Annotated in this window: 22 protein-coding genes; 13 read left to right on the forward strand and 9 right to left on the reverse strand. The window is 38.1% G+C overall.

Features of this window, described 5'->3' with window-relative positions; genetic code table 11:
- Window positions 1-88 precede the first annotated feature (88 nt).
- The 4 genes from L1077_RS25380 to L1077_RS25390 all read left to right on the forward strand — a co-directional run bounded on the left by L1077_RS25380 (window position 89) and on the right by L1077_RS25390 (window position 3020).
- Window positions 89-781 (forward strand): hypothetical protein, encoded by a 693-nt coding sequence (locus tag L1077_RS25380; protein WP_237139576.1) that lies wholly within the window; start codon window positions 89-91, stop codon window positions 779-781.
- A 527-nt stretch (window positions 782-1308) separates the two neighbouring features.
- Window positions 1309-1491, forward strand: a complete 183-nt coding sequence (locus L1077_RS25385; protein WP_237139577.1) for a hypothetical protein — start codon at window positions 1309-1311, stop codon at window positions 1489-1491.
- A 17-nt stretch (window positions 1492-1508) separates the two neighbouring features.
- Window positions 1509-1667 carry a hypothetical protein gene (locus L1077_RS27710; RefSeq protein ID WP_369334841.1) on the forward strand — a complete coding sequence of 53 codons (159 nt, stop codon included), beginning with the start codon at window positions 1509-1511 and terminating at the stop codon, window positions 1665-1667.
- Between the two features lie 318 nt (window positions 1668-1985).
- Window positions 1986-3020: a hypothetical protein gene (locus L1077_RS25390; RefSeq protein WP_237139578.1), complete on the forward strand. Its 1035-nt coding sequence runs from the start codon at window positions 1986-1988 to the stop codon at window positions 3018-3020.
- Between the two features lie 54 nt (window positions 3021-3074).
- Here L1077_RS25390 and L1077_RS25395 read toward each other — a convergent pair whose 3' ends face one another.
- Together L1077_RS25395 and L1077_RS25400 are read right to left on the reverse strand one after the other, a co-directional pair.
- Entirely contained in the window at window positions 3075-4601 is a 1527-nt protein-coding gene (locus L1077_RS25395) for a cytochrome-c peroxidase (RefSeq protein ID WP_237139579.1), read from the reverse strand.
- A 75-nt stretch (window positions 4602-4676) separates the two neighbouring features.
- Entirely contained in the window at window positions 4677-5279 is a 603-nt protein-coding gene (locus L1077_RS25400; RefSeq protein ID WP_063362898.1) for a MarR family winged helix-turn-helix transcriptional regulator, read from the reverse strand.
- 66 nt (window positions 5280-5345) lie between these two features.
- Here L1077_RS25400 and L1077_RS25405 point away from each other — a divergent pair, with 66 nt between their 5' ends.
- The 4 genes from L1077_RS25405 to cydB all read left to right on the forward strand — a co-directional run bounded on the left by L1077_RS25405 (window position 5346) and on the right by cydB (window position 9246).
- Window positions 5346-5939, forward strand: a complete 594-nt coding sequence (locus tag L1077_RS25405) for a carboxymuconolactone decarboxylase family protein (RefSeq protein WP_063362897.1) — start codon at window positions 5346-5348, stop codon at window positions 5937-5939.
- A gap of 404 nt (window positions 5940-6343) precedes the next feature.
- The gene (locus L1077_RS25410) at window positions 6344-6889 is read left to right on the forward strand and encodes a GbsR/MarR family transcriptional regulator (RefSeq protein ID WP_063362896.1); all 546 of its coding nucleotides are present in this window, start codon (window positions 6344-6346) and stop codon (window positions 6887-6889) included.
- Window positions 6890-6905: 16 nt separating this feature from the next.
- Complete coding sequence (locus L1077_RS25415; RefSeq protein WP_237139580.1) at window positions 6906-8252, forward strand: cytochrome ubiquinol oxidase subunit I; 1347 nt, start codon at window positions 6906-6908, stop codon at window positions 8250-8252.
- Entirely contained in the window at window positions 8245-9246 is a 1002-nt protein-coding gene (gene cydB, locus L1077_RS25420; RefSeq protein WP_237139581.1) for a cytochrome d ubiquinol oxidase subunit II, read from the forward strand. Before L1077_RS25415 ends, cydB begins: the two co-directional genes overlap by 8 nt.
- Before the next feature lie 64 nt (window positions 9247-9310).
- On the opposite strand, the gene L1077_RS25425 is transcribed toward cydB, so the two are convergent.
- Complete coding sequence (locus tag L1077_RS25425; RefSeq protein ID WP_237139595.1) at window positions 9311-10327, reverse strand: lytic murein transglycosylase; 1017 nt, start codon at window positions 10325-10327, stop codon at window positions 9311-9313.
- A complete protein-coding gene (locus L1077_RS25430; protein WP_237139582.1) occupies window positions 10320-10601 on the reverse strand; it encodes a YcgL domain-containing protein in 282 nt (93 codons plus the stop codon). Before L1077_RS25430 ends, L1077_RS25425 begins: the two co-directional genes overlap by 8 nt.
- Window positions 10602-10749: 148 nt before the next feature.
- Between L1077_RS25430 and minC the strand changes: the two genes are divergently transcribed.
- From minC to minE, 3 genes are read left to right on the forward strand one after another with little or no spacing between them, the layout of a single operon-like run.
- Window positions 10750-11451 (forward strand): septum site-determining protein MinC, encoded by a 702-nt coding sequence (gene minC, locus L1077_RS25435; RefSeq protein ID WP_063362892.1) that lies wholly within the window; start codon window positions 10750-10752, stop codon window positions 11449-11451.
- Between the two features lie 5 nt (window positions 11452-11456).
- Window positions 11457-12266, forward strand: coding sequence for a septum site-determining protein MinD (gene minD, locus L1077_RS25440; protein ID WP_237139583.1), 810 nt, complete (start codon window positions 11457-11459; stop codon window positions 12264-12266).
- A 1-nt stretch (window position 12267) separates the two neighbouring features.
- Window positions 12268-12531: a cell division topological specificity factor MinE gene (gene minE / locus L1077_RS25445; RefSeq protein WP_039610476.1), complete on the forward strand. Its 264-nt coding sequence runs from the start codon at window positions 12268-12270 to the stop codon at window positions 12529-12531.
- 70 nt (window positions 12532-12601) lie between these two features.
- On the opposite strand, the gene L1077_RS25450 is transcribed toward minE, so the two are convergent.
- Window positions 12602-13105, reverse strand: a complete 504-nt coding sequence (locus L1077_RS25450) for a YcgN family cysteine cluster protein (protein ID WP_237139584.1) — start codon at window positions 13103-13105, stop codon at window positions 12602-12604.
- A 76-nt stretch (window positions 13106-13181) separates the two neighbouring features.
- On the reverse strand, window positions 13182-15161 hold the full coding sequence (locus L1077_RS25455) for a sensor histidine kinase (RefSeq protein WP_237139585.1): 1980 nt from the start codon (window positions 15159-15161) through the stop codon (window positions 13182-13184).
- Between the two features lie 333 nt (window positions 15162-15494).
- Between L1077_RS25455 and L1077_RS25460 the strand changes: the two genes are divergently transcribed.
- Both L1077_RS25460 and L1077_RS25465 read left to right on the forward strand, forming a co-directional pair.
- A complete protein-coding gene (locus L1077_RS25460; RefSeq protein ID WP_237139586.1) occupies window positions 15495-16634 on the forward strand; it encodes a Na/Pi symporter in 1140 nt (379 codons plus the stop codon).
- Between the two features lie 116 nt (window positions 16635-16750).
- On the forward strand, window positions 16751-17245 hold the full coding sequence (locus L1077_RS25465; protein ID WP_237139587.1) for a hypothetical protein: 495 nt from the start codon (window positions 16751-16753) through the stop codon (window positions 17243-17245).
- Here L1077_RS25465 and L1077_RS25470 read toward each other — a convergent pair.
- Genes L1077_RS25470 through L1077_RS25480 form a run of 3 tightly spaced genes read right to left on the reverse strand, consistent with a single transcriptional unit; the run spans window position 17234 to window position 19602 of the window.
- Entirely contained in the window at window positions 17234-18418 is a 1185-nt protein-coding gene (locus L1077_RS25470) for an anhydro-N-acetylmuramic acid kinase (protein WP_440589568.1), read from the reverse strand. The genes L1077_RS25465 and L1077_RS25470 overlap by 12 nt on opposite strands.
- Window positions 18419-18426: 8 nt before the next feature.
- On the reverse strand, window positions 18427-18834 hold the full coding sequence (locus tag L1077_RS25475) for a hypothetical protein (protein ID WP_063362885.1): 408 nt from the start codon (window positions 18832-18834) through the stop codon (window positions 18427-18429).
- 9 nt (window positions 18835-18843) lie between these two features.
- Window positions 18844-19602: a substrate-binding periplasmic protein gene (locus L1077_RS25480; protein WP_063362884.1), complete on the reverse strand. Its 759-nt coding sequence runs from the start codon at window positions 19600-19602 to the stop codon at window positions 18844-18846.
- Window positions 19603-19720: the final 118 nt, after the last annotated feature.

Here is a 19720-nt window from a genome sequence, read left to right on the forward strand (position 1 = left end):
CAACACGATGAACAGGCTAGGTATGCCTGAATATTGGTAAAAATAATAAGCCTCAGTAAAGGCCTATTTGATCAACAAGGCCGTACCAATGCCTCAATTATTCGAATCTAGATTGGATTTATACTGTAACCCTACAGAAGATAATATAATTGAGCTCTCAAAGCATATAGAAAATATAGCTTATGACTTTAAAAATAAAGTTATTAATTCGAATAGTGTTGAATATATAAATTTTTCAGGTGGTTATGAAATACAGCGTGGCTTAGTTAGAACTTGGAATCGACACTGTATTGGTGGTTTACCATCAAAAGAAAAACTCTCATCTCTTTATAATACGGTAAGGCCTTTTTACGAGGTTTTATTTAATAGCCCTGGAGTAATGGCTTTTCGAGCTTTGGGTATAAATATGACAGAGTACAACAATGAGCTAGATATTGATAAGTCATATGAAAATCGTTTGCTAGTCGCTCCTTTCACAACATTAGACTCTAAGCTTCCGGAAAATGGCTTTCTTAATGGTAGACCTCCTTCGCTTGATTATTCAATTGACAACTCTAAGAAGTGGATTGATTATCTCGTTAATTTTGGGATAATTCCATTTAGACCTTTCCCTTATAATGATACATCCGTGATGGCTACAACGACTCTTGGTTTAAGTTATACACCGATTTCCGATTCATCTACATCATGGTCTAGTCCTGTAGCTCTTTCTACAGCAGTTTTTATTAAGAGTACAGAATATTCTGATTTTCCATTGGATAATATCCTTATTGGCAGATAAAAGCAGATATGACGCCTCAGTTTTGTAATTATACTAATTGGGATATTACCGAATATGATGGTAAGTGCAAAATGCAAGACCCTGTATTATATAGAAAACACCTGTTATTTCATCAGGAGTATGTTGATTAAACTTTAAATATATAATTTTGTTCTTTTTTAAGTTTCATGCCTGTGATTTCAATCTTGGTCACAGGCTTTGAAAGTTATTTTCACAAAGTCTTTGGCGGTATCAATTATAGATTCTATGGAGTTCCATCTGTTAAACAATATTTGATGATTATTGGTGCGATATTTTAAATATTGTATGTTTTAAGCTTATATCGATTTTATTATTTGATAACGCTTTCAACTTAAATAGCGTGACATGAAGTAAATACCAAATTGTTTTCATGTTGTTTTTCTGATTTTTTTTGTTAATTTCTGGGTTTGCAACTTGTGTTTTTTTTAAAAACTCAATTTCGGAAATGCAGTAATGATATTGACGGGCGGTTTTTAGAAACCTCGCTCTTTATTAAGGATAATGATATGAAAAAAAAGGCTTTTTCTTTATTAGTCCCCTGTGTATCACTCATCTTAAGCGGATGTGGTGGGGGAAGTAATGATTCAAATCAGAGTACTGAAAACCCACCCAAAAATGTAAACCGTGCTCCTATAGCAGTAAACGATACAGTTACCACTTTTCAAGTGATCCGGATGGTGATGAGCTAACTCTTACTAGTATCTCCGTGAATGAAAATCATGCTACAGCAGTTTTTGTTAGTAATGATATAACCATCACCCCTATAAATTTGATTAAGGGCGATATTACGATAAATTACTCTGTCTCAGACTCTAAGGGGGGAGAGACCTCAGGAAATATTATCGTTACTATCAAAGAATCCTAACAAGGAAAAATTTTAGCTCTTAAGTCCCTAGTAGATGAATTTGTTGAGGAATCAGTAAATAAATTTGAATCAAACGACATAAATTGCATCTCCAAACCAGATTCTGCTTGGTGTGAACAAGTCAGGATCAAGTTCTCAGATGGAACTTTCGAACCTTCAAAAGTAGATAGCAATGAGACGATCCTCATTATTGATGATGAAGGTATAAACTTTTCTGCGACTTTAAGATATCGAAGTCGAGTCAAAAGTTTATATTCTATAGATGACAATGGATACTATTATAAAGCTTCTAAAGGTGGTTTTGACCCTGAATTTAAAGTGCCACGGATCATAAAAGATACTCTGAACTCAATTGATAACTTTACAGACCCTTCAGGTAATCATACATTTGTGCCAGCGGCATGGCTAACAGACTCGTTATTTCCAGTCGTAAAATCACGTTATGAGTATCCCTTCGTTGGGCATGGAGCCACTCCGTTTCATTATTTGCTAGAGCATAATCCAGAGTCTGAGTTGATTGTTGTGCCTATGCCCAAGCTACATGAATCTAGACTAGATTTATTCTGCAACCCCACTGACAATAATATTTCTTCATTGACAGCCCATATTGAGGATATTGCTGAAGACTTCAAACAAACCGTCCTGTTACAAGAAGATGTTGAATACCTAAATTACTCTGGTGGTTATGAAATTGAGCGAGTAATCGCAATGACTTGGAAACAATACTGCCTTAGCCCGTTACCATCAGAAGAAACCTTAGCTGCTTTACACAATACGGTAAGGCCATTCTATGATGTTTTATTTAATACTTCAGGAGTTATGGCGTTCCAAGCTTCAGGTATCAATATGACAGCATACAATAATGAATTAGATATCGATAAGTCATATCAAAATCGCTTATTGGTAGCACCTTTTACAGTGTTGGATACTAAATTGCCTGCCAATGGTGAGATCAATGGCAATGCGCCGGAATTAGACGCTTCTATTTATAACTCAAAGCAATGGATAGATGTAATGGTTAACCTTGGTATTACGCCAATTAGACCTTTCCCATTTAATGAAACACCAGCTATGGCCACAACGAGCCTAGGCTTGAGTTATACACCTTTCTCAGACTCTTCTACTTCTTGGTCTAGTCCTATAGCCCTTTCTACAGCGCTCTACATAAAGAACGTTAAATATGATGAACTTCATTTAGATGATATTGTCATTGAACAGATCAAAAATGACATGACTCCTCAGTTATGTTACTACAATAATTGGGAAATTATTGATTATGAGGGAAAATGTAAAATGCAAGATCCTCTATTACACAGGCATCACAATTTGTTTGAATTAGGGTATGTTGATTAAACTAGCTCACTACAGCTCTTAATTAAAAGTCTGAGTGAGCTTTTAAATATATGTTTATGCTTTCCCTCGAATGATCATCTGAAGGTTCAGCCTTAACTCGTCTGGATCTTGAGATAGTTTGCTTGGTTCAAACTTTCTTACGCAGCGATGATCTTTGGCGCATTTATCTGTTAATGCTTTTAAAAACTGTACAAGGTCATCTTGTTGGCTTACATCTAATGGCGGTGCAACAAATGGTGATAGCTGAAGTAAAGCGAGTGCTTGTAGGCTGTTATTTTGGGCATTGTTGTTAAGAATTTCACAACTTGCATCGTTTTTGAATTGGCTCAGGCCGCACGCTCCACCTTTCGAAAAAAAGTTATTAATGGCGTCAGCTGGATTAACATAGTGTGCAACCACCTCCTCAAGTGTTTCATAAGCGCCTGAGTGTCCGTAAGGGCCTGTCAGTTCAACATTGAGTAAACTGGGTACTTTGAACGCAAACATATTACGCTGCTGTGGATCTATACTAAAACGCCCATGATCTATGTTTTGATCACCTGTGCCAATACCAAATTGGGGAAATGCCAGATTAAAAAAACCATCATTGCTAAAACGAGTACCACCATGACAATTTACGCACCCTGCTCCCCCATCACTAATTTGAGAAAAGAATAAATTAGCACCGCGTTTTTGTGCTTGTGATAGTGCATTGAAATCGCCTTTAAGATATGCGCTCCAAGGAGAATTAATCAGGTTTACTGAAGATTGATATTGTCCAAGTGCAAGCGCAATGCTATCAAAGGTGATGAGCGATTCGGCATTATCTGTACTATTAAATGCACGTCTGAACTCGTTAAGCCAATTGTTTTTTTCTAAGTCGCCGTTGCCACTGCCATAGTTTCCGAGTCGCTCAGCTAAATGTTCACGAACGGACTGGTTGTTAAAAGCATTCTCAAATGCTGCTCCTCGCATTTCTTCAACTGATGTCACAGGGAAACGCGAAAGCGCGCCAACTAAGTCATTGCCTACATCAAGATCAGGCACACCAAATCCTGAGTCCGGAGTACTGATCACTTCCTGCTCGTTCCCTTGGCTATCTGTTATGGTAAATCGTTCAACTCTACCGTCCCAGAATAGACTTGAGTTTGATAGTCCCACGTTAAAAATAGTCGGCGAGTTTCTTGGTATATTTATGGTATCTGATGTGAGTCTTAGTGGGCCAATAATATCAGGGTCAACAGCATTTGTTCCTATTGGCAAAGATAGGCCGTCCGCACCGCCTAATCTTGGATGATGGCAGCTTGCACATGCCACGGTTTTTTCGCCGCCAAGCGCTTTACTAAAGAATAGTTTCATCCCTAATTGCGAAACAGGGTGATTGAGTCTTGGTAGATTTGATAAATCGGGAATGCTTGCTGTTAAGTTTTGCTGAATAATTATTTCTTGAAGTCGAATGTCAGCTTCAGTTTGGATTTTAACGACATGCTTTTTATTGTTTGGGAGTTTTTTAGGTTGATGCGTTGATTTAGCACAAAGATGGTAACTGGAGAGGGAAAGCAAAGCTAACACTCCCAAGTTGGATATATTTTTTAGTTTCATATTTTCGCCCCTTCATTTACTAACCTTTAGCTTGGTCAGTAAATGTGCAAAAAATATGTTTAGATTTAGTCCAATTTAGCTTTGTTTATTTGTTCTGTTGTTCCATCTAACTATTTCTTTGTGATCTCTAGTCACTGAATCGCCTTCTAATTCGCATTGTTTGACCTCGTTAGCAAGTACATTTTCAGCACTTAGCTCTAACTTTTGTAGCAAAGTACTCAGGGTCGCCTGTTCTTTTTCAGAGAGGTTCTCTAATAATCTTTCTTCTCTTTGTTTCAGATGCGCAGTTATTTTACTGTAGATATCAACTCCTTCATTAGTTAATTCAACAGGTTTACTACGAGTATTTGGTTGTACCTTTGCGTATTGAGCCAAATCTTTTTTTATTAAAGCCGTGATAGCACGTGTTGTTGAATAAGGATCGAGTCTAGTTTGATAAGCAATATCTGACGCTGTTATTGGTCCATAAGAACCTATATTAATTAAAATTCTGAGCTCTCTTGTATCGCAGTCTGTGAGGTTGCGAATAATAGGGTCTCTGGATATTGATAAGAGATTGCTCACCACTGCGACTTGAAATGGAATATGTGTCTCGAGTGCAAGTTCACTGTCATGTTTTTTAGAAAAGCTTTCTAATCTGTTTTTTAATGCATTTTGATACGAAATTTCACTAGACAATTAGAATCTCCAGAGTTATGTTATGTTGCATATGCAACAAATAATAATATTCAACAGGAGCTGATTATGCCCTTAGTTACCCCACTTTCTCAAGATCACGATCAGGAAGTTACTGAGCTTGCGAAGTTTTTTAATGAAACATTGGGATTTTGCCCTAATAGTGTTCTTACAATGCAGATTAGGCCCGCAATTGCACGCGCTTTCATTAATTTAAATAAAGCGGTTATGGAAAATCATGGTCGAGTTACTTCTGAGTTAAAAAGATTAGTTGGATATATCACCAGTGCAAATACAGGTTGTCGCTATTGCGAAGCGCACACTATTCTTGCTGCTCAACGCTATGGTGGTACAGATTCACGCCTAGCGCAGATTTGGCAATTCCGTGAATCGGATGTATTTACAGCTGGTGAAAAAGCTGCATTTGAATTTGCCCTTGCAGCATCGAGCGTACCCAACGCAGTTGATAATACAATTGAATCAGAACTCAAAAAGTACTGGGATGATGGCGAAATTGTCGAAATTCTTGGTGTTATTTCGTTATTTGGCTATTTAAACCGCTGGAATGACTCCATGGGCACATCTTTAGAGTCTGGTGCAATTGATGCTGGAGAGACACTTTTAAAACAAAACAACTGGGAAGTTGGAAAACATCAGTCTTAAACCTACCTTTACATCTCAACTACCAAAGGCTTTTTCGTAAGATAAAGCCTTTTTATATTAGTCTTCTAAATTAAAATTAAGTGTCCAACATCTATGCGTAAATGTGAAATTTTAGATGTTCTAAGCCTCGATCTTAGTAATCAGAATTATTGTAAATAGGTAATTTGAACAGTTTTAGTTCGAAAGTTTCATTATTTACCAAAACTTTTAAAACTTTTTACTCAAGCGATATACAAACAGTTCAAAACAGACTAGATTACACTTTGGCTTGAGGTACTGACTACATTATTTCAAATTTTGAAATAGCTATATTTTAAAGTTTCAGAAAAAAATGAAACTTTAGTTGATCTGAGTCAGTTATCTTTGTATATTTAACTTTCAATAATTACTGAACGTTTAGAATTATGAATTTATCACCAAAAATCGAAAACTTCGTGCTCCATTGCGGTGAAATGGGCAGTCGTTGGGGATTTAATAGAACAATTGGGCAAATGGTCGGGTTACTCGTTATTAATGAGCATCCACTTACTGCAAATCAAATTGCAGAAGCGCTAAAGATTTCCCGTGGCAATGTAAGTATGGGGATCAAAGAGTTGCAATCATGGCAATTAGTCAAAGTTCATCATATCCCTGGCGATAGAAAAGAATATTATGCGCCGAACGGTACTATATGGGATCTTGCGAACAAAGTGTTTGAAGAAAGACGCAAGCGAGAAATTGACCCTACTCTGACATTATTACGTGACCAAATATTGGATACCGCGAATACGCCAGAAGAAAAGTACGCTCAGGAGCAAATGCAATCCATACATGATCTTTTAGAAACAGTTACTAAATGGTCAGCTGAATTGCAGAGGTTGACACCTGAACAATTGCAATCGTTGATGAAGCTAGGCTCGTCTGTTAGTAAGGTGATCGACCTCAAGGATAAGTTATTGAAAAAGTCGTAACTAACAGAGGTGTGTCATGCTTGATACCTTATTGCTGTCGCGAATTCAGTTCGCGACGAATATAAGCTTCCATATACTTTTCCCGACCATATCCATTGCACTTGCATGGTTCTTGGTTTTTTTTAAAGTCAGATATGTTCAAACTAAGCAGCCCGTTTGGCTCCGGGCTTATCGGTTTTGGGTTAAAATATTTGCCCTTACCTTCGCTTTAGGTGTTGTCAGTGGTATTACCATGTCGTTTCAATTTGGCACAAATTGGCCAGGTTTTATGGAACGTATTGGTAATATTGCAGGCCCTTTGTTGGGATATGAAGTTCTGACTGCTTTCTTTATGGAGGCGACCTTTTTAGGGGTCATGTTATTTGGTATGAAGCGTGTCAGCCCCGCTGTACACACTTTTTCTACAGTGGTTGTGGCTATAGGCACAACGATCTCTGCTTTTTGGATATTATCTCTAAACAGCTGGATGCAAACGCCGGTTGGTTACGAGATTATTGATGGAGTATTCTATCCCAAGGACTGGTTTACTATCATTTTTAACCCTTCTTTTGGTTATCGCTTGTCACACATGCTTTTGGCTTCTGGGATCACGGCATCCTTTCTGATTGCGGGGATCAGCGCTTACCGGTTATTAAAGAATGATCATAAACATGCGCCAAAATTGACGCTTAAGGTGGCTTTAACAGTTGCGATGGTGTTGGCCCCGTTACAAGCTTTTGTCGGTGATTTGCATGGTTTGAATACTTTTGAACATCAACCGCAAAAAGTGGCTGCAATGGAAGGTGTTTGGGAGACCGAAAAAGGGGCACCTTTGTTAGTATTCGCTGTTCCGGACGAGATCAACAGAACGAACCATTTTGAATTAGCTATTCCAAATTTAGCGAGTTTAATTTTAACTCATGAACTAGATGGCGAAATTAAAGGCCTTAATGAATTTGAAGGGGCACACCCGCCCGTCAAGCCTGTATTTTACGGATTTCGAGTTATGGTTGGGCTCGGCTTACTGATGATCTTAGTAGCAGCTTTGACGAGAGTCACTTTATGGAAACATAAGCATTTACCCGCTTGGCAGCTCAAATTACTTGTCGTTATGACATTCTCTGGTTGGGTCGCAACATTGGCGGGTTGGTATGTGACTGAAATTGGCCGACAGCCTTATATGGTCCAAGGATTAGTTAGAATTGATGAGTTGGTTACACAAGTCCCTTCTGAGCATGTGCTTTATACTTTGATTGGTTATCTGTGTGTTTATGCACTGCTTTTGAGTGCTTATATTAAAACACTGTTCTATACAGCTGATAAAGCTGTTGAAGTTGAAGAATACGAGCTTAACCCCCCAATGCGAGGTGAAAACTATGCTTAGCAGTGAATTTTTGGCACAGTTTTATGGTGCACTTATGGCATTGGCTATTCTAGTTTATGCAGTGTTAGACGGCTATGATTTAGGGGTTGGCATTTTGCTGCCTCTTAAAGAAAAAGAACAAGCTGATACCATGATCGCATCGATTGGACCATTTTGGGATGCGAATGAAACTTGGCTTGTACTCGCTGTCGGTTTGGCTTTGATTGCATTTCCTATCGCGCATTCAGTTATTCTACAGGCCTTATATCTCCCTGTCGCTATAATGCTACTTGGTTTAATTCTAAGAGGTGTCGCATTTGATTTTCGCGCTAAAGCAAAAACAAAATATCAAGATGCATGGGACGTTAGTTTTAAAGTTGGTAGTATTATTACTGCGTTTGCGCAAGGCTTCATGCTTGGTCTATACGTGATGTCTTTTGAGCAGAGCATGCAAAGTTATGTATTCGCAATGTTGAGTGGCTTTGGTGTAATTGCTGCTTATGCACTCATAGGTTCCGCTTGGTTGATTATGAAAACCAATGGTCAACTTCAAAAAAATGCCATTGTATGGTGCACAAAATCCAACCTTATTGCTGCACTTGGTGTGATTTCAATATCCATCGTTAATCCATTAATCAATGATTTCGTCGCATCTAAATGGTTTAACATAAGCGAGTCGTTACTGCTATTGCCCATCCCCATTTTATGCTTAGCTCTGTTTGTGCTACTCCACCGTTCTCTTACACGTTATTCAAGTGTCGACAATATTAAAAAGAGCTGGGCGCCATTTGCTATTGCGACTTGCATATTTTTATTATGCTTTTTAGGTTTGCTTAACAGTTTTTACCCTTATGTTGTACCAAACCAACTGACTATTTATGAATCTCTTGCGGACCCTTCAGCACTGACATTTATGCTTTATGGTGTTGTGATGGTGGTCCCAGCTATTATCGGATATACATTGTTCTCATACCGTGTTTTTTGGGGAAAAACACAAGCGTTATCTTATTACTAATTTTCATTCATTAGCCCAACAAAAAGGCAGCCTATTAGCTGCCTTTTTTATACCAAAAACTTAACTAAATTTTTGGATAGCCAATTCTATCTGAAAGGTAACCTACGCTTGTTACAAAATAATAGCTACGGTTCCAATTCATCAGCGCTTTGTAATTATCATATGCTAAATACATTCTGCCATTAATATCATCTGGCATGACAAGCGCAGCAGTTATATTGACATTCGGTAAGTCGGTGCCATCTGTACGTCTTACACCGAGCTCTTGCCAGTCGGATAAAGAGCGCTCTGAACTATTGAAAAACTCGAGCCATTGACTGTGATTTTTAGTGCCTCTTTTTAGCACGAAGTTTTCAGAAAAGCCCTCAGGAAGCTTAACTTGTCTTCCCCACGTTAAGTTGTTATTCCAACCAACACTTTTAAGGTAGTTAGCGATTGAAGCAAAGGCATCTTCTTTTGTTGTCCAAATATCTTTTCTGCCATCTTTATTGTAGTCAACTGCATAGGCATTGAAAGAGGTAGGCATAAACTGGGTTTGTCCCATGGCTCCGGCCCATGAGCCTTTAAACTTGTCCAAGCCGATATGCCCATCACGTAAAATATCAAGGGCGGCCCATAGTTGACGTTTGTACAAGGCTTCGCGTCTGCCATCGAACGCTAGTGTAACCAATGAACTAATAACTGGATAGCCGCCTTGTACTCTGCCAAAACTACTTTCCAGACCCCAAAGCGCAATAATGAAACGACCTTGAACACCAAAATCACGTTCAATTTGATCTAACAGCTCTTTGTTTTCTTGATATAGTTTTCTAGCGCGTTTGACTTTCCAATCAGGTACGCGCTTTGGCAAATATGTTTCAAGTGTTTCTACGATTTCTGGCTGTGTTTTGTCTGCTTTTATTACTTTCTTTTTAAACTTCGCAGTTGCGAAAGCAGAGTCTATTAATGATTTTTCGTACCCTTTAGCAACGGCTTCTGATTTTAGTTTTTGAACGTATTTATCAAAGTCCGCTTGCGTCGTGGCACTAACTGACGCTGAAAAACACAGAGAAGTAAGTATAACTTTTAAAGTCTTAGTCACTCTTTGCTCCATTTCGTTTTTTAAATTCATCCAGAAGGTTTTCCTCTGGAGGTGGAATCTGCAAGTAGAACCCTTGTTCGGTTAATTTTTCCTTAACCGTGCTTAAATCTGCAACCCCAAGTTTCTCTCTTCTGGCTAGATCAACTAACATTACAAATATTGGGGTGCCAAAAGTGCTCATCAAAGGCTCAGGAACTTTGTTGAAATCGTCTCTTTTTTCAACAAAAAGGTAGGTGTCGGCTTTTTTACTACTTTTGTATACTGCACTTAGCATTATAACCCTATAAATTCTTGCTTATCTTAGAGCAGCACTATACCATGACATATATAATAATTGGAAAGTTTTGCTGCTCTCAAACGTACACAGTACGGGGTCAAAATAAGATTTAATAAAGAGTACGCAGTTATATTTTTGAGCGCTTATGTCTACACAATCTTTCGAACTCAAAGGGAACCTTTTCACGTTATCTGTATTACAGCTTTTAAATGCTGATTTAAGCATTGTAAAAGCGCAGTTGAGTGAAAAAATATCTCAGGCGCCTAAGTTTTTTAAAGGTGCACCTATTGTCATAAATCTGGCCGAGGTTCAAGACGAGCCTTTGGTACTCTCAGATTTAAAGTCTATCTTAAGTGAGCTATCACTCAATCCTGTTGGTATTTGCAACGGCAACGACGAGCACAATGAAACAGCTAAGTCTTTAGGTATGTCTGTTTTGAATTACACAAAAGACGTTGCACCAAGCGTTTCTAGTAATACTAAAACTGAAGTTGTTGAAAAACACGTTTATGTGCCAGCTCAAGTGGTAAATGGAACTGTGAGATCCGGTCAACAAATATACGCAAAAGACAGGGACTTGATTATTATGGGTGCCGTTAGCCACGGCGCAGAGGTCATAGCTGATGGGAATATTCATATTTATGGAACATTACGGGGCCGTGCAATTGCTGGTGCACAAGGTAATGATTCTGCGAGTATTTACTGTCAAAAATTGGAAGCTGAACTAGTATCAGTTAATGGTAGCTACTGGATCAGCGATTCCCTCCAGGGGGAGTTTTGGGGCAATCCTTGTAAGATTACTCAAACAAACGAATCTTTAGAATTAACAGCATTGGTCAAAGGATAAATCTAATGGCAAAAATTATTGTCGTAACTTCCGGTAAAGGTGGTGTAGGAAAAACTACATCGAGTGCAGCAATCGGTACGGGGTTAGCATTAAAAGGCTATAAAACAGCCATCATCGATTTTGATATTGGCCTGAGAAACCTCGACTTGATCATGGGGTGCGAGCGTCGCGTAGTTTATGATTTTGTAAATGTCATAAACGGCGAAGCCAATTTAAACCAAGCGCTCATTAAAGATAAAAGAGTCGAAAAACTATTCATTCTTCCAGCATCTCAAACGAGAGATAAAGACGCGCTTACGCGCGAAGGTGTAGAAAAAGTCTTAAATGAGTTAAAAGAAGAGTTTGATTTTATCATTTGTGATTCACCAGCAGGAATTGAAGCCGGCGCTATGATGGCGCTATATTTCGCCGATGAAGCAATCGTTACTACAAATCCTGAGGTTTCATCTGTTAGAGACTCGGATAGAATTTTAGGGATCTTACAAAGTAAGTCGAAAAGAGCTGAGGAAGGTGCTGCACCAGTTAAAGAGCATTTATTGCTTACTCGTTACAACCCTGAGCGCGTTGCGACTGGTGAAATGCTATCAGTTGAAGACGTACAAGAAATCTTAGCGATTGACTTACTTGGTGTGATTCCTGAGTCTAAGTCTGTTCTTAACGCTTCTAACTCCGGTCAACCTGTTATTTTAGACACAGAGTCTGATGCAGGCCAAGCTTACAGTGATGCCATTGATAGGTTACTTGGTGAAATTATCGACTTTAGATTTCTAAATGTTGAAAAGAAAGGTCTACTGAAAAGAATTTTCGGAGGTTAACTTGTCTTTACTTGACTATTTCCGTTCAGAAAAAAAGAACAGTGCCTCATTGGCAAAAGAGCGTTTACAGATCATCGTTGCTCATGAGCGTTCTAAGCGCGGCACGCCTGATTACCTTCCACAGCTTAAGCAAGATATTCTAGAAGTCATCAGCAAGTATGTAAAAGTAGACTCAGATGCGGTAAATGTTCAGTTTGAACAAAACGAAGATGATTTAGCAGTACTTGAGCTAAACGTTACTTTACCTGAAGACGAGCAAAAATAACTAAAAAGCCCATGATATGTGTATCATGGGCTTTTTAACATACTTATGTAAAACATGAGTTTGGTTATTTTTAATCGCAATCAAATTCAGGCCATTCAACTATATGCGCTTCGAACTCTTCCTCAAGGTCTACTTCAGTCTCTTTTACAACCTTGCTTTTGATGCTAACGTTTAAACCGTGCATTAGCTCTTTCGAACCATTGTTTTTTAATGGATGCCAAGATGCAAGTCCCCTGCCCTCGTGAAGTCGACGGTAGCTACATGATTGTGGCATAAAGAAAATGTCTTTAAGATTATCTTTAGTCAATTGTACACAGGTTGGCACGAGTGTTTGTCGCTCGCTGTAACGCGTACACCCTCCAGTTTGAATATCACTGTACTGACAAATTACGTCTGTATAAAGAAGCTCTTCTCCATCCCTTAATACATCTGTACTTTCAAAGTGTTCATCTTCATCATCAGTATTGATAAAAGAATGAAGGCAGCATTTACCACACCCATCACAAATAGATTCCCACTCTTCAATGCTCATGTCCGATAAAGACTTAGCTTCCCAAAACTCTAAACTGCTCATAATTAACGCCCAAAAAACTGAACGACGGATTTTACTGTATAGTCAGCTATAGCGCAAAGAGTTAAAAGTGAGATACTCAACTGGCTCTTTCTGTGTTTAATGTGTATTCATTGTTCATCGGCAGTGAGATTTCAATACAGAGGCCGCCAAGTAAACTATTATGTGATTCTATTTGACCGTTATGTGACTCGACAATTTTCTTACAAACGGCTAAACCCATTCCTTTACCGCCCATTAATGTACTTCTAGAAATTTCTTCTCGAAATAGCGGCTGGAACAATTGTTGATGGGCTTCATATGATAATGGCATGCCAGAATCTTCAATTCTTATTATCAGGCTGTCATTTTCTATATATGTGTTGAGTGAAATTTCGACTCCATCACCGCCGAATCTAAGTGCATTTTTAACAACTTCACAGATTGCATTTTCAATGGTTTGTTTATCTAGGGTAATAACTAGTGAGCTATCTAATTTGTTTGTAATGGTGAATTTTGATGTTTTAGGATCACCCTCACCAATACAGGTTTGAAATACCTCGTTTATGTAGACACGTGCATTGGTGGGTTTTTTGTTCAGCAAAGAGGCAATATCTTTATCATCTGTCACCAGCATGAGTTGATCAATAAATGTATTTAACTCATCAATTTTACTCATTAGCTTGTTATATGAGTCTTGAACATTGTCGACTATATTGTATTGCAACGATTCAACTTGGATTTTCATTACTGTAAGTGGTGTTCTTAACTCATGTGACAGATCAGTAAATAGCTTTTCTTCTTTTTCTTTAAGCTTTTCTTCTTTATAGCTAACTTCTCTGTGCTTGGTATTTACGGTTTGGTTTAGCGCATGAACTTGATGTTGTAGTTGATTTAACAGTCTTGATTGCAGAGATTTATGCTGTAAAGCCAAGGCTATGGTAAACAGTAGGACTTCGATTAGGTATCCAATTTTGATAAATGATGTGATATCAAAAACATCAATAAAATTACCATAGCTAGCGCCTAATATAGTAAATATGTTCAAAAATAATAAATGGTTAATCAAACTAAATGTGAAGGTACGCATACCTGGGCCTTTTTGTTTGATGCTCCAAGAACAAGTATAAACAAAGACTGGGATGACTAGCGTACTTAATATAAGGTTGAAATAGACTGTATTTAATAACAATGCTGTAGGTACAGTGATTGTGTAAAGTGCTATGAATGCAACATAAACCTTGTTTAGCGCTGGGTGGTAATGTTTGAGCTGTAAGAACCCTCTAACAAAGAGTAAATGAAATAGTGGGACTGTGGCCATTAGAAATATTGAAAACTGACCTGAAAATGCATTGTGTGAAGGCCAGAAGTACTGAAAACTGAATCCAGCAGTATCAACAACAATTAAAAAGAACAAAAAGGTCCATGCCGCATAAAAAACATTTGTGCTATTTCGATTAAAAAACAAATTTACCAACACGATTAATAAAATTGCGGCGACAACACCTGTTAGGCTGGCATTCGTTATTAGGCTTTTATGGGATTCTTTAAGGTAGTTTTCAGGTGTATGTATTTGTAAATTGGCTGGCGCATTTGCAAATGTTTGATACTCGATAAGAAAGATGTTCTCACCAACATCCATGTTTAAAGGGATATACATTTGCGGGTCTTGAACTGGACGTTTTCTGAAGGGGTCAGACTCATCTAAGTTAATAAGGTCTTGCCAGCCAGTTGGCAGTTTTTTATATACAGATAATTTTGCTAGGCGTGGAAAGCCAAATGACATTTTCCAGTCTTTAACATTACTTTGATTATCTAGTTTAATATATGCCCATTTCGAATAAATGCTTATTTTAGGTTTTTTGTTGATGTCGTTGATAGTTCTAAAGTGATATGAGTGACGCTCGAAGTCGAATGCACTACGAAACTCGCCATCGTAGTCAAAGTAAAACATCGCTGCATTATTCAAAGAAAGAGCCTGAGTGTTTGGTTTTATTGTTGTTGGCTCTATATTTATCAATGGACTAGCAATGATCGGTGTACAAAAAAAACACAGCAGTACCAGTAAAAAACAACGCATTACTTATTCTCTTCATTCTTTTAGTCAAATTTTAGTCTTCAATCATGTAGCAAATATGGAGGCTGAGAATGATTTCTGTTTAACTCAAAGTGCAATGTAAAAGATTGTAACACATTTAATTTTGATAAAAACACAATAAAACAACTAGATAGCGTAATCATGTTGGGATTATGCATCATCCGCATTGATTTAGGACATTAATCAGTAATGGTTTCTGGGTACAATTATCGCGACTGAAATATTTCTGTCATATTTGTTTGTTTAAATGCGTCCTGAAACAAAAACGTCATCAAAGTGCCATAAAAAATGGCATTGACATAACGAGATAAATCAATGAGTGAATATAGCCAAAAGTCATTACCATCAAAATTACTAACCTGGGGTGCAATTGCATTTCTTGTTTATTTAGTGCTAGTTGCCGTAGGTACAGTTAGTGGTGGTTTTAAACTTGCTTCCGGCGGTTCTGAAGGTGCGAAAGAAATTTTCGCGTTTGCTACTAACCCATTTGTTGCGCTTTTATTGGGTGCACTTGCTACAGCCTTAGTTCAATCATCATCTACTGTAACGTCAGTTATAGTCGGTTTAGTTGCCGGTGGTCTTCCTCTGCAAATCGCAATTCCAATGATTATGGGTGCGAATATTGGTACTACTATTACTAATACGCTTGTATCAATAGGTCACATTCGCTCTAAAGAAGAATTCCAAAGAGCTTTTGCTGCATCTACAGTACACGATTTCTTTAATTTATTCGCGGTAGCTATTTTCTTACCACTGGAAATCATGTTCGGTCTTTTAGAGAAGTTTTCAGCAAGTCTTGCACACCTTTTCGTTGGCGACGCAGATTTATCAATCAAGAGCTATAACTTCATTAAGCCTTTGGTTAAGCCTGCTGTTGGTGTTGTCAAAGACTCAGTAAGTTTCCTTGATGGCAAAGCTGCTGGTATTGCAATGGTTGTAATCGGTATCGCACTTATTTTATTCGCTGTAACAACACTAGGTAAGCTACTTAAACAAGCACTTGTAGGTAAAGCAAAAGACCTTTTACATGGTGCAATCGGTCGTGGTCCAGTTGCAGGTATCAGCTCTGGCGCAGTTGTAACTGTAATGGTTCAGTCTTCATCTACAACAACAAGTTTAATGATTCCACTAGCTGGTAGCGGTGTATTTACTACACGTCAAATCTACCCATTCACGTTAGGTGCCAATATTGGTACTACTATCACAGCACTTCTTGCTGCAACATCTATCACAGGCCCAGCAGGTGAAGTAGCGTTAACAGTTGCGCTAGTACATGTCATGTTCAACGTATTTGCAGTAGGCTTAATCTATGGTCTGCCATTACTTCGCGAAATCCCAATCAAGTGCGCAGAAAAGCTTGCTGAGGTGGGTGCTAAGAACAAGACAGCTGCTTTTGGATATGTACTTGGTTCATTCTTCGTAGTACCTGGTCTTATCATGCTAGCTGTTCGTTAAGCACAAGCATATAAGCACAAGCCTCGGCAACTATGATGGTTGCCGAGGTTTTGTTCATATTAATGCAATACAAAACATTCATACTTTAGCTGTTAATTATTTTCCTGTTGTATCTGATGAGAAATACTAGAACCATCCAATTTGAATTGTACACTCACACTGATCCACTTTTCCCTATCGGGAAAGCTTCAGCACTAGATGAGATCGAGTTTGAAATGCAAGGTGAAGAACTTGTATTAGACTGTTTGCTGCCATCTGATGCTGTATCTGAAAACAAGTTAGTCATTACAGCAACCCATGTTGATGCAAGATATGTCAACTTTTGTGGGACCGTTTTACTAGATGATTTGGATATTGCAAAAGGTTCTGTAGAGCTTGTTTTGACCGGTAGCGGAGATGCCGGTAGCTATATGACTCAACTAAGCTTACTTGGCGAAACGGGGGGAGTGAAAAACGTGGTAGATGCACAGGTCGAACTTGCTCGGGCAATTGAGAATCACAATGCAGAAGAGCTCCCTTATAAAAAAGAGCAGCCCTTTTTTAAAACTCTGTCGATGAGACTAACTGCGTGGAAAAATGAATTAATGGATGGGTTAGCTTTACAGCGGTAGAGATATTTTACCCATCGTCAATTGCTTGCCGCTTTTGCTTCCAGCATTCGCGTTCATAACGGTTTCATTAGCTAGTATTGCAAATAGTACAGCTTCTTTAGAATCTGCATTGACTCCGTTCTCATCAAGTTTTATTACCCTAAACTGCTTTCCTAATTTATCTTGAAGTTTTGCAACTAGAGCTAAGTTGTGTGCACCACCACCACTCACCAGTACATCCGCTGAGTGTGTTAGATCTAATTGTTGTATATGTTTAACAATACAACTTGCTGTAAATTCATTTAAGGTTGCCATGATATCGTGGGGCACTACGTCGGTATTTATCTGGGACAGCAATTTTTCAAGTAATTCAAGATTGAATAGTTCAGGACCGGTTGTTTTAGGCATGGCTTGTTTGATAAAGCTTAACGATAACATCGAGTCGAGTAAGTCTTTATTTACGACACCTTTCGATGCGATTTCACCATCTTTATCAAAATCTATATCGAAATGCTTTTGTACATATTGGTCCATCAAGGTGTTGCCAGGCCCTATATCTGAGCAGATGACATCATTTACACCATAGCCTTTACCGATAAACGTGAAGTTAGCAATGCCGCCAATGTTTAGCAGCAATGTATCTTTTTGATGGTTTGCAAAGAGATTGTAGTCTCCATATTGTGCAAGTGGTGCACCTTCAAAGCCCGCGGCAATGTGTTTTTGTCTAAAGTCTGATAAAGTGATTATGTTTGTTGCTGCTGCGATATGATCAGCATCACCTATCTGCAATGTTCCATTATCGAAATCAGAAAATGAATGAAAGCTATTTGGACAATGATAGATTGTTTGTCCATGGCTAGCAATTAAGTCTATTTCCTCACTTTTTATGCCCCACTCCGTCAATTTCTGGTTGATAAAATGGCCATGTAACGTCCCTATCCATGGGTTTAATAGGGTAAGATATTTAAGTTCAACAGTTTCAGTTGAAAATACCGGGCGTATTTTATTTTTTATTTCATCACTATATGAAATAGTGGCGAAATGCGTAACTTCACACTTTGTGTCTGCGCCAAAGTTAGATATTTTGCAGACAGCGATATCCAAACCATCTAGAGATGTCCCACTCATTAAGCCTATTATGATTCTTTCATTTTTGGTAGAGAGCTTATAAAGTTTTTCAATATATGGATTCATATTTATTTTTAGATATTATTTGATGTTAGTACAGAAATGACAGGGTACATATTATACCCTAGTTCAATTGTTATATTTACCTTAGACTGTCCTGCTACAGTTGTTTTCCTCGGTAAAGAAGTCAATGTTTGAACATCACCATTTGCAAATAAAACGATTAATTGCTCAGGCTCTAAAATTCTTCTTCCGCTTGATAAATTCTCTATATTAATAAGAACCGCTCTACTCCCATCTTCATTTGACATTGCCAATGACGACCTTACTATAAAATCGCTTTTATTAGGTTTTATCTGCTCTTCTTGATAAAACTGATTTATATCTATCTGAGGTAAATAGCTGTCGACGGTGTAGGGCTTTTCTTTTGCGAATAGAATAGGTGATATGAGTAATAGTGTTGCTAATAATAAAGGTTTCAATGTGGTCTCCTATTTTATTGCCGCGGGTTGTGACGCTAACAAGATGTTTTGAATTTCTGTTTGCAAGCTCTCAATTGCTTTATTTATCGACTCAATTTCTTCTTGTGTAAAATTAATACGACTGAGCATAAAATGAATTGCATTATCATTGACCACATATGAGTGTAACCTTAACTGATCATAACCTAAACGGTTTATATAGTAGTAACCGCTATATTCATCCTCGATCAAAAAGTCAATTCTGCGTTTGTTTACTAATTCCATACGCCGTGATGCGCTTGCTACTTCAGCTAAACGCTGCTGATACCAGGGGATCTGTAAAATCTGTCTAAGCTCTTCACCATAATACGCGCCAGGGTTGGTCACAAACGTATATTCTGCTGCAAATAATTCGGTCAGGCTCTTTACTGGGGGGAGCTCAAGTCTTGTAAACAATCGCATGCGTTCTCGTCGGTATGGTTTAGTAAAGTGTGCATTTTCTGCCCTTTCTCGGTTAAAGCTAGCTGATGGTAAAACATCTATAAAACCTTTATAAAGTTCAACTAACCCTCTTGCTGAACTAGGTAGCCTTAAAAACTGAATACACAGATTTGCTTTTTCAAAAACAAGTTTGGTAATTTCGATGTCGACGCCATTTGGAACATCATCTTTATAGGTTATGTAAGGTGGCCAACTTCCACCAATGCCAACTTTCTTTTCAGATTTACAGTTGGGGGCTGAGTAGGCGAAATTGGATACTAGGATGAGCAGAAAAAAAAGTAATTTCACATGCTATTTCTAAATTGAATTATCTTCTAATTATGATTTATTTACAAAAAAAAACAAAGGCAGTTTATGCCTTTGTTTTATAAGGGCTGGCCTATCCATTGGTCAATTCATAACTAGT

This window comes from Pseudoalteromonas luteoviolacea, assembly GCF_021654285.1.
Classification (GTDB): domain Bacteria; phylum Pseudomonadota; class Gammaproteobacteria; order Enterobacterales; family Alteromonadaceae; genus Pseudoalteromonas; species Pseudoalteromonas luteoviolacea_J.

What these genes read in the sequence shown, in the direction of transcription:
- L1077_RS25465 (WP_237139587.1), top strand. Translation starts at nt 16,751, where the DNA reads ATGAGAAATACTAGAACCATCCAATTTGAATTGTACACTCACACTGAT.
- cydB (WP_237139581.1), top strand. Translation starts at nt 8,245, where the DNA reads ATGCTTAGCAGTGAATTTTTGGCACAGTTTTATGGTGCACTTATGGCA.
- L1077_RS25405 (WP_063362897.1), top strand. Translation starts at nt 5,346, where the DNA reads ATGCCCTTAGTTACCCCACTTTCTCAAGATCACGATCAGGAAGTTACT.
- L1077_RS25430 (WP_237139582.1), bottom strand. Translation starts at nt 10,601, where the DNA reads ATGCTAAGTGCAGTATACAAAAGTAGTAAAAAAGCCGACACCTACCTT.
- L1077_RS25470 (WP_440589568.1), bottom strand. Translation starts at nt 18,418, where the DNA reads ATGAATCCATATATTGAAAAACTTTATAAGCTCTCTACCAAAAATGAA.
- L1077_RS25455 (WP_237139585.1), bottom strand. Translation starts at nt 15,161, where the DNA reads ATGCGTTGTTTTTTACTGGTACTGCTGTGTTTTTTTTGTACACCGATC.
- L1077_RS25460 (WP_237139586.1), top strand. Translation starts at nt 15,495, where the DNA reads ATGAGTGAATATAGCCAAAAGTCATTACCATCAAAATTACTAACCTGG.
- L1077_RS25385 (WP_237139577.1), top strand. Translation starts at nt 1,309, where the DNA reads ATGAAAAAAAAGGCTTTTTCTTTATTAGTCCCCTGTGTATCACTCATC.
- L1077_RS25415 (WP_237139580.1), top strand. Translation starts at nt 6,906, where the DNA reads ATGCTTGATACCTTATTGCTGTCGCGAATTCAGTTCGCGACGAATATA.
- minC (WP_063362892.1), top strand. Translation starts at nt 10,750, where the DNA reads ATGTCTACACAATCTTTCGAACTCAAAGGGAACCTTTTCACGTTATCT.
- minD (WP_237139583.1), top strand. Translation starts at nt 11,457, where the DNA reads ATGGCAAAAATTATTGTCGTAACTTCCGGTAAAGGTGGTGTAGGAAAA.
- L1077_RS25395 (WP_237139579.1), bottom strand. Translation starts at nt 4,601, where the DNA reads ATGAAACTAAAAAATATATCCAACTTGGGAGTGTTAGCTTTGCTTTCC.
- L1077_RS25450 (WP_237139584.1), bottom strand. Translation starts at nt 13,105, where the DNA reads ATGAGCAGTTTAGAGTTTTGGGAAGCTAAGTCTTTATCGGACATGAGC.
- L1077_RS25380 (WP_237139576.1), top strand. Translation starts at nt 89, where the DNA reads ATGCCTCAATTATTCGAATCTAGATTGGATTTATACTGTAACCCTACA.
- L1077_RS25410 (WP_063362896.1), top strand. Translation starts at nt 6,344, where the DNA reads ATGAATTTATCACCAAAAATCGAAAACTTCGTGCTCCATTGCGGTGAA.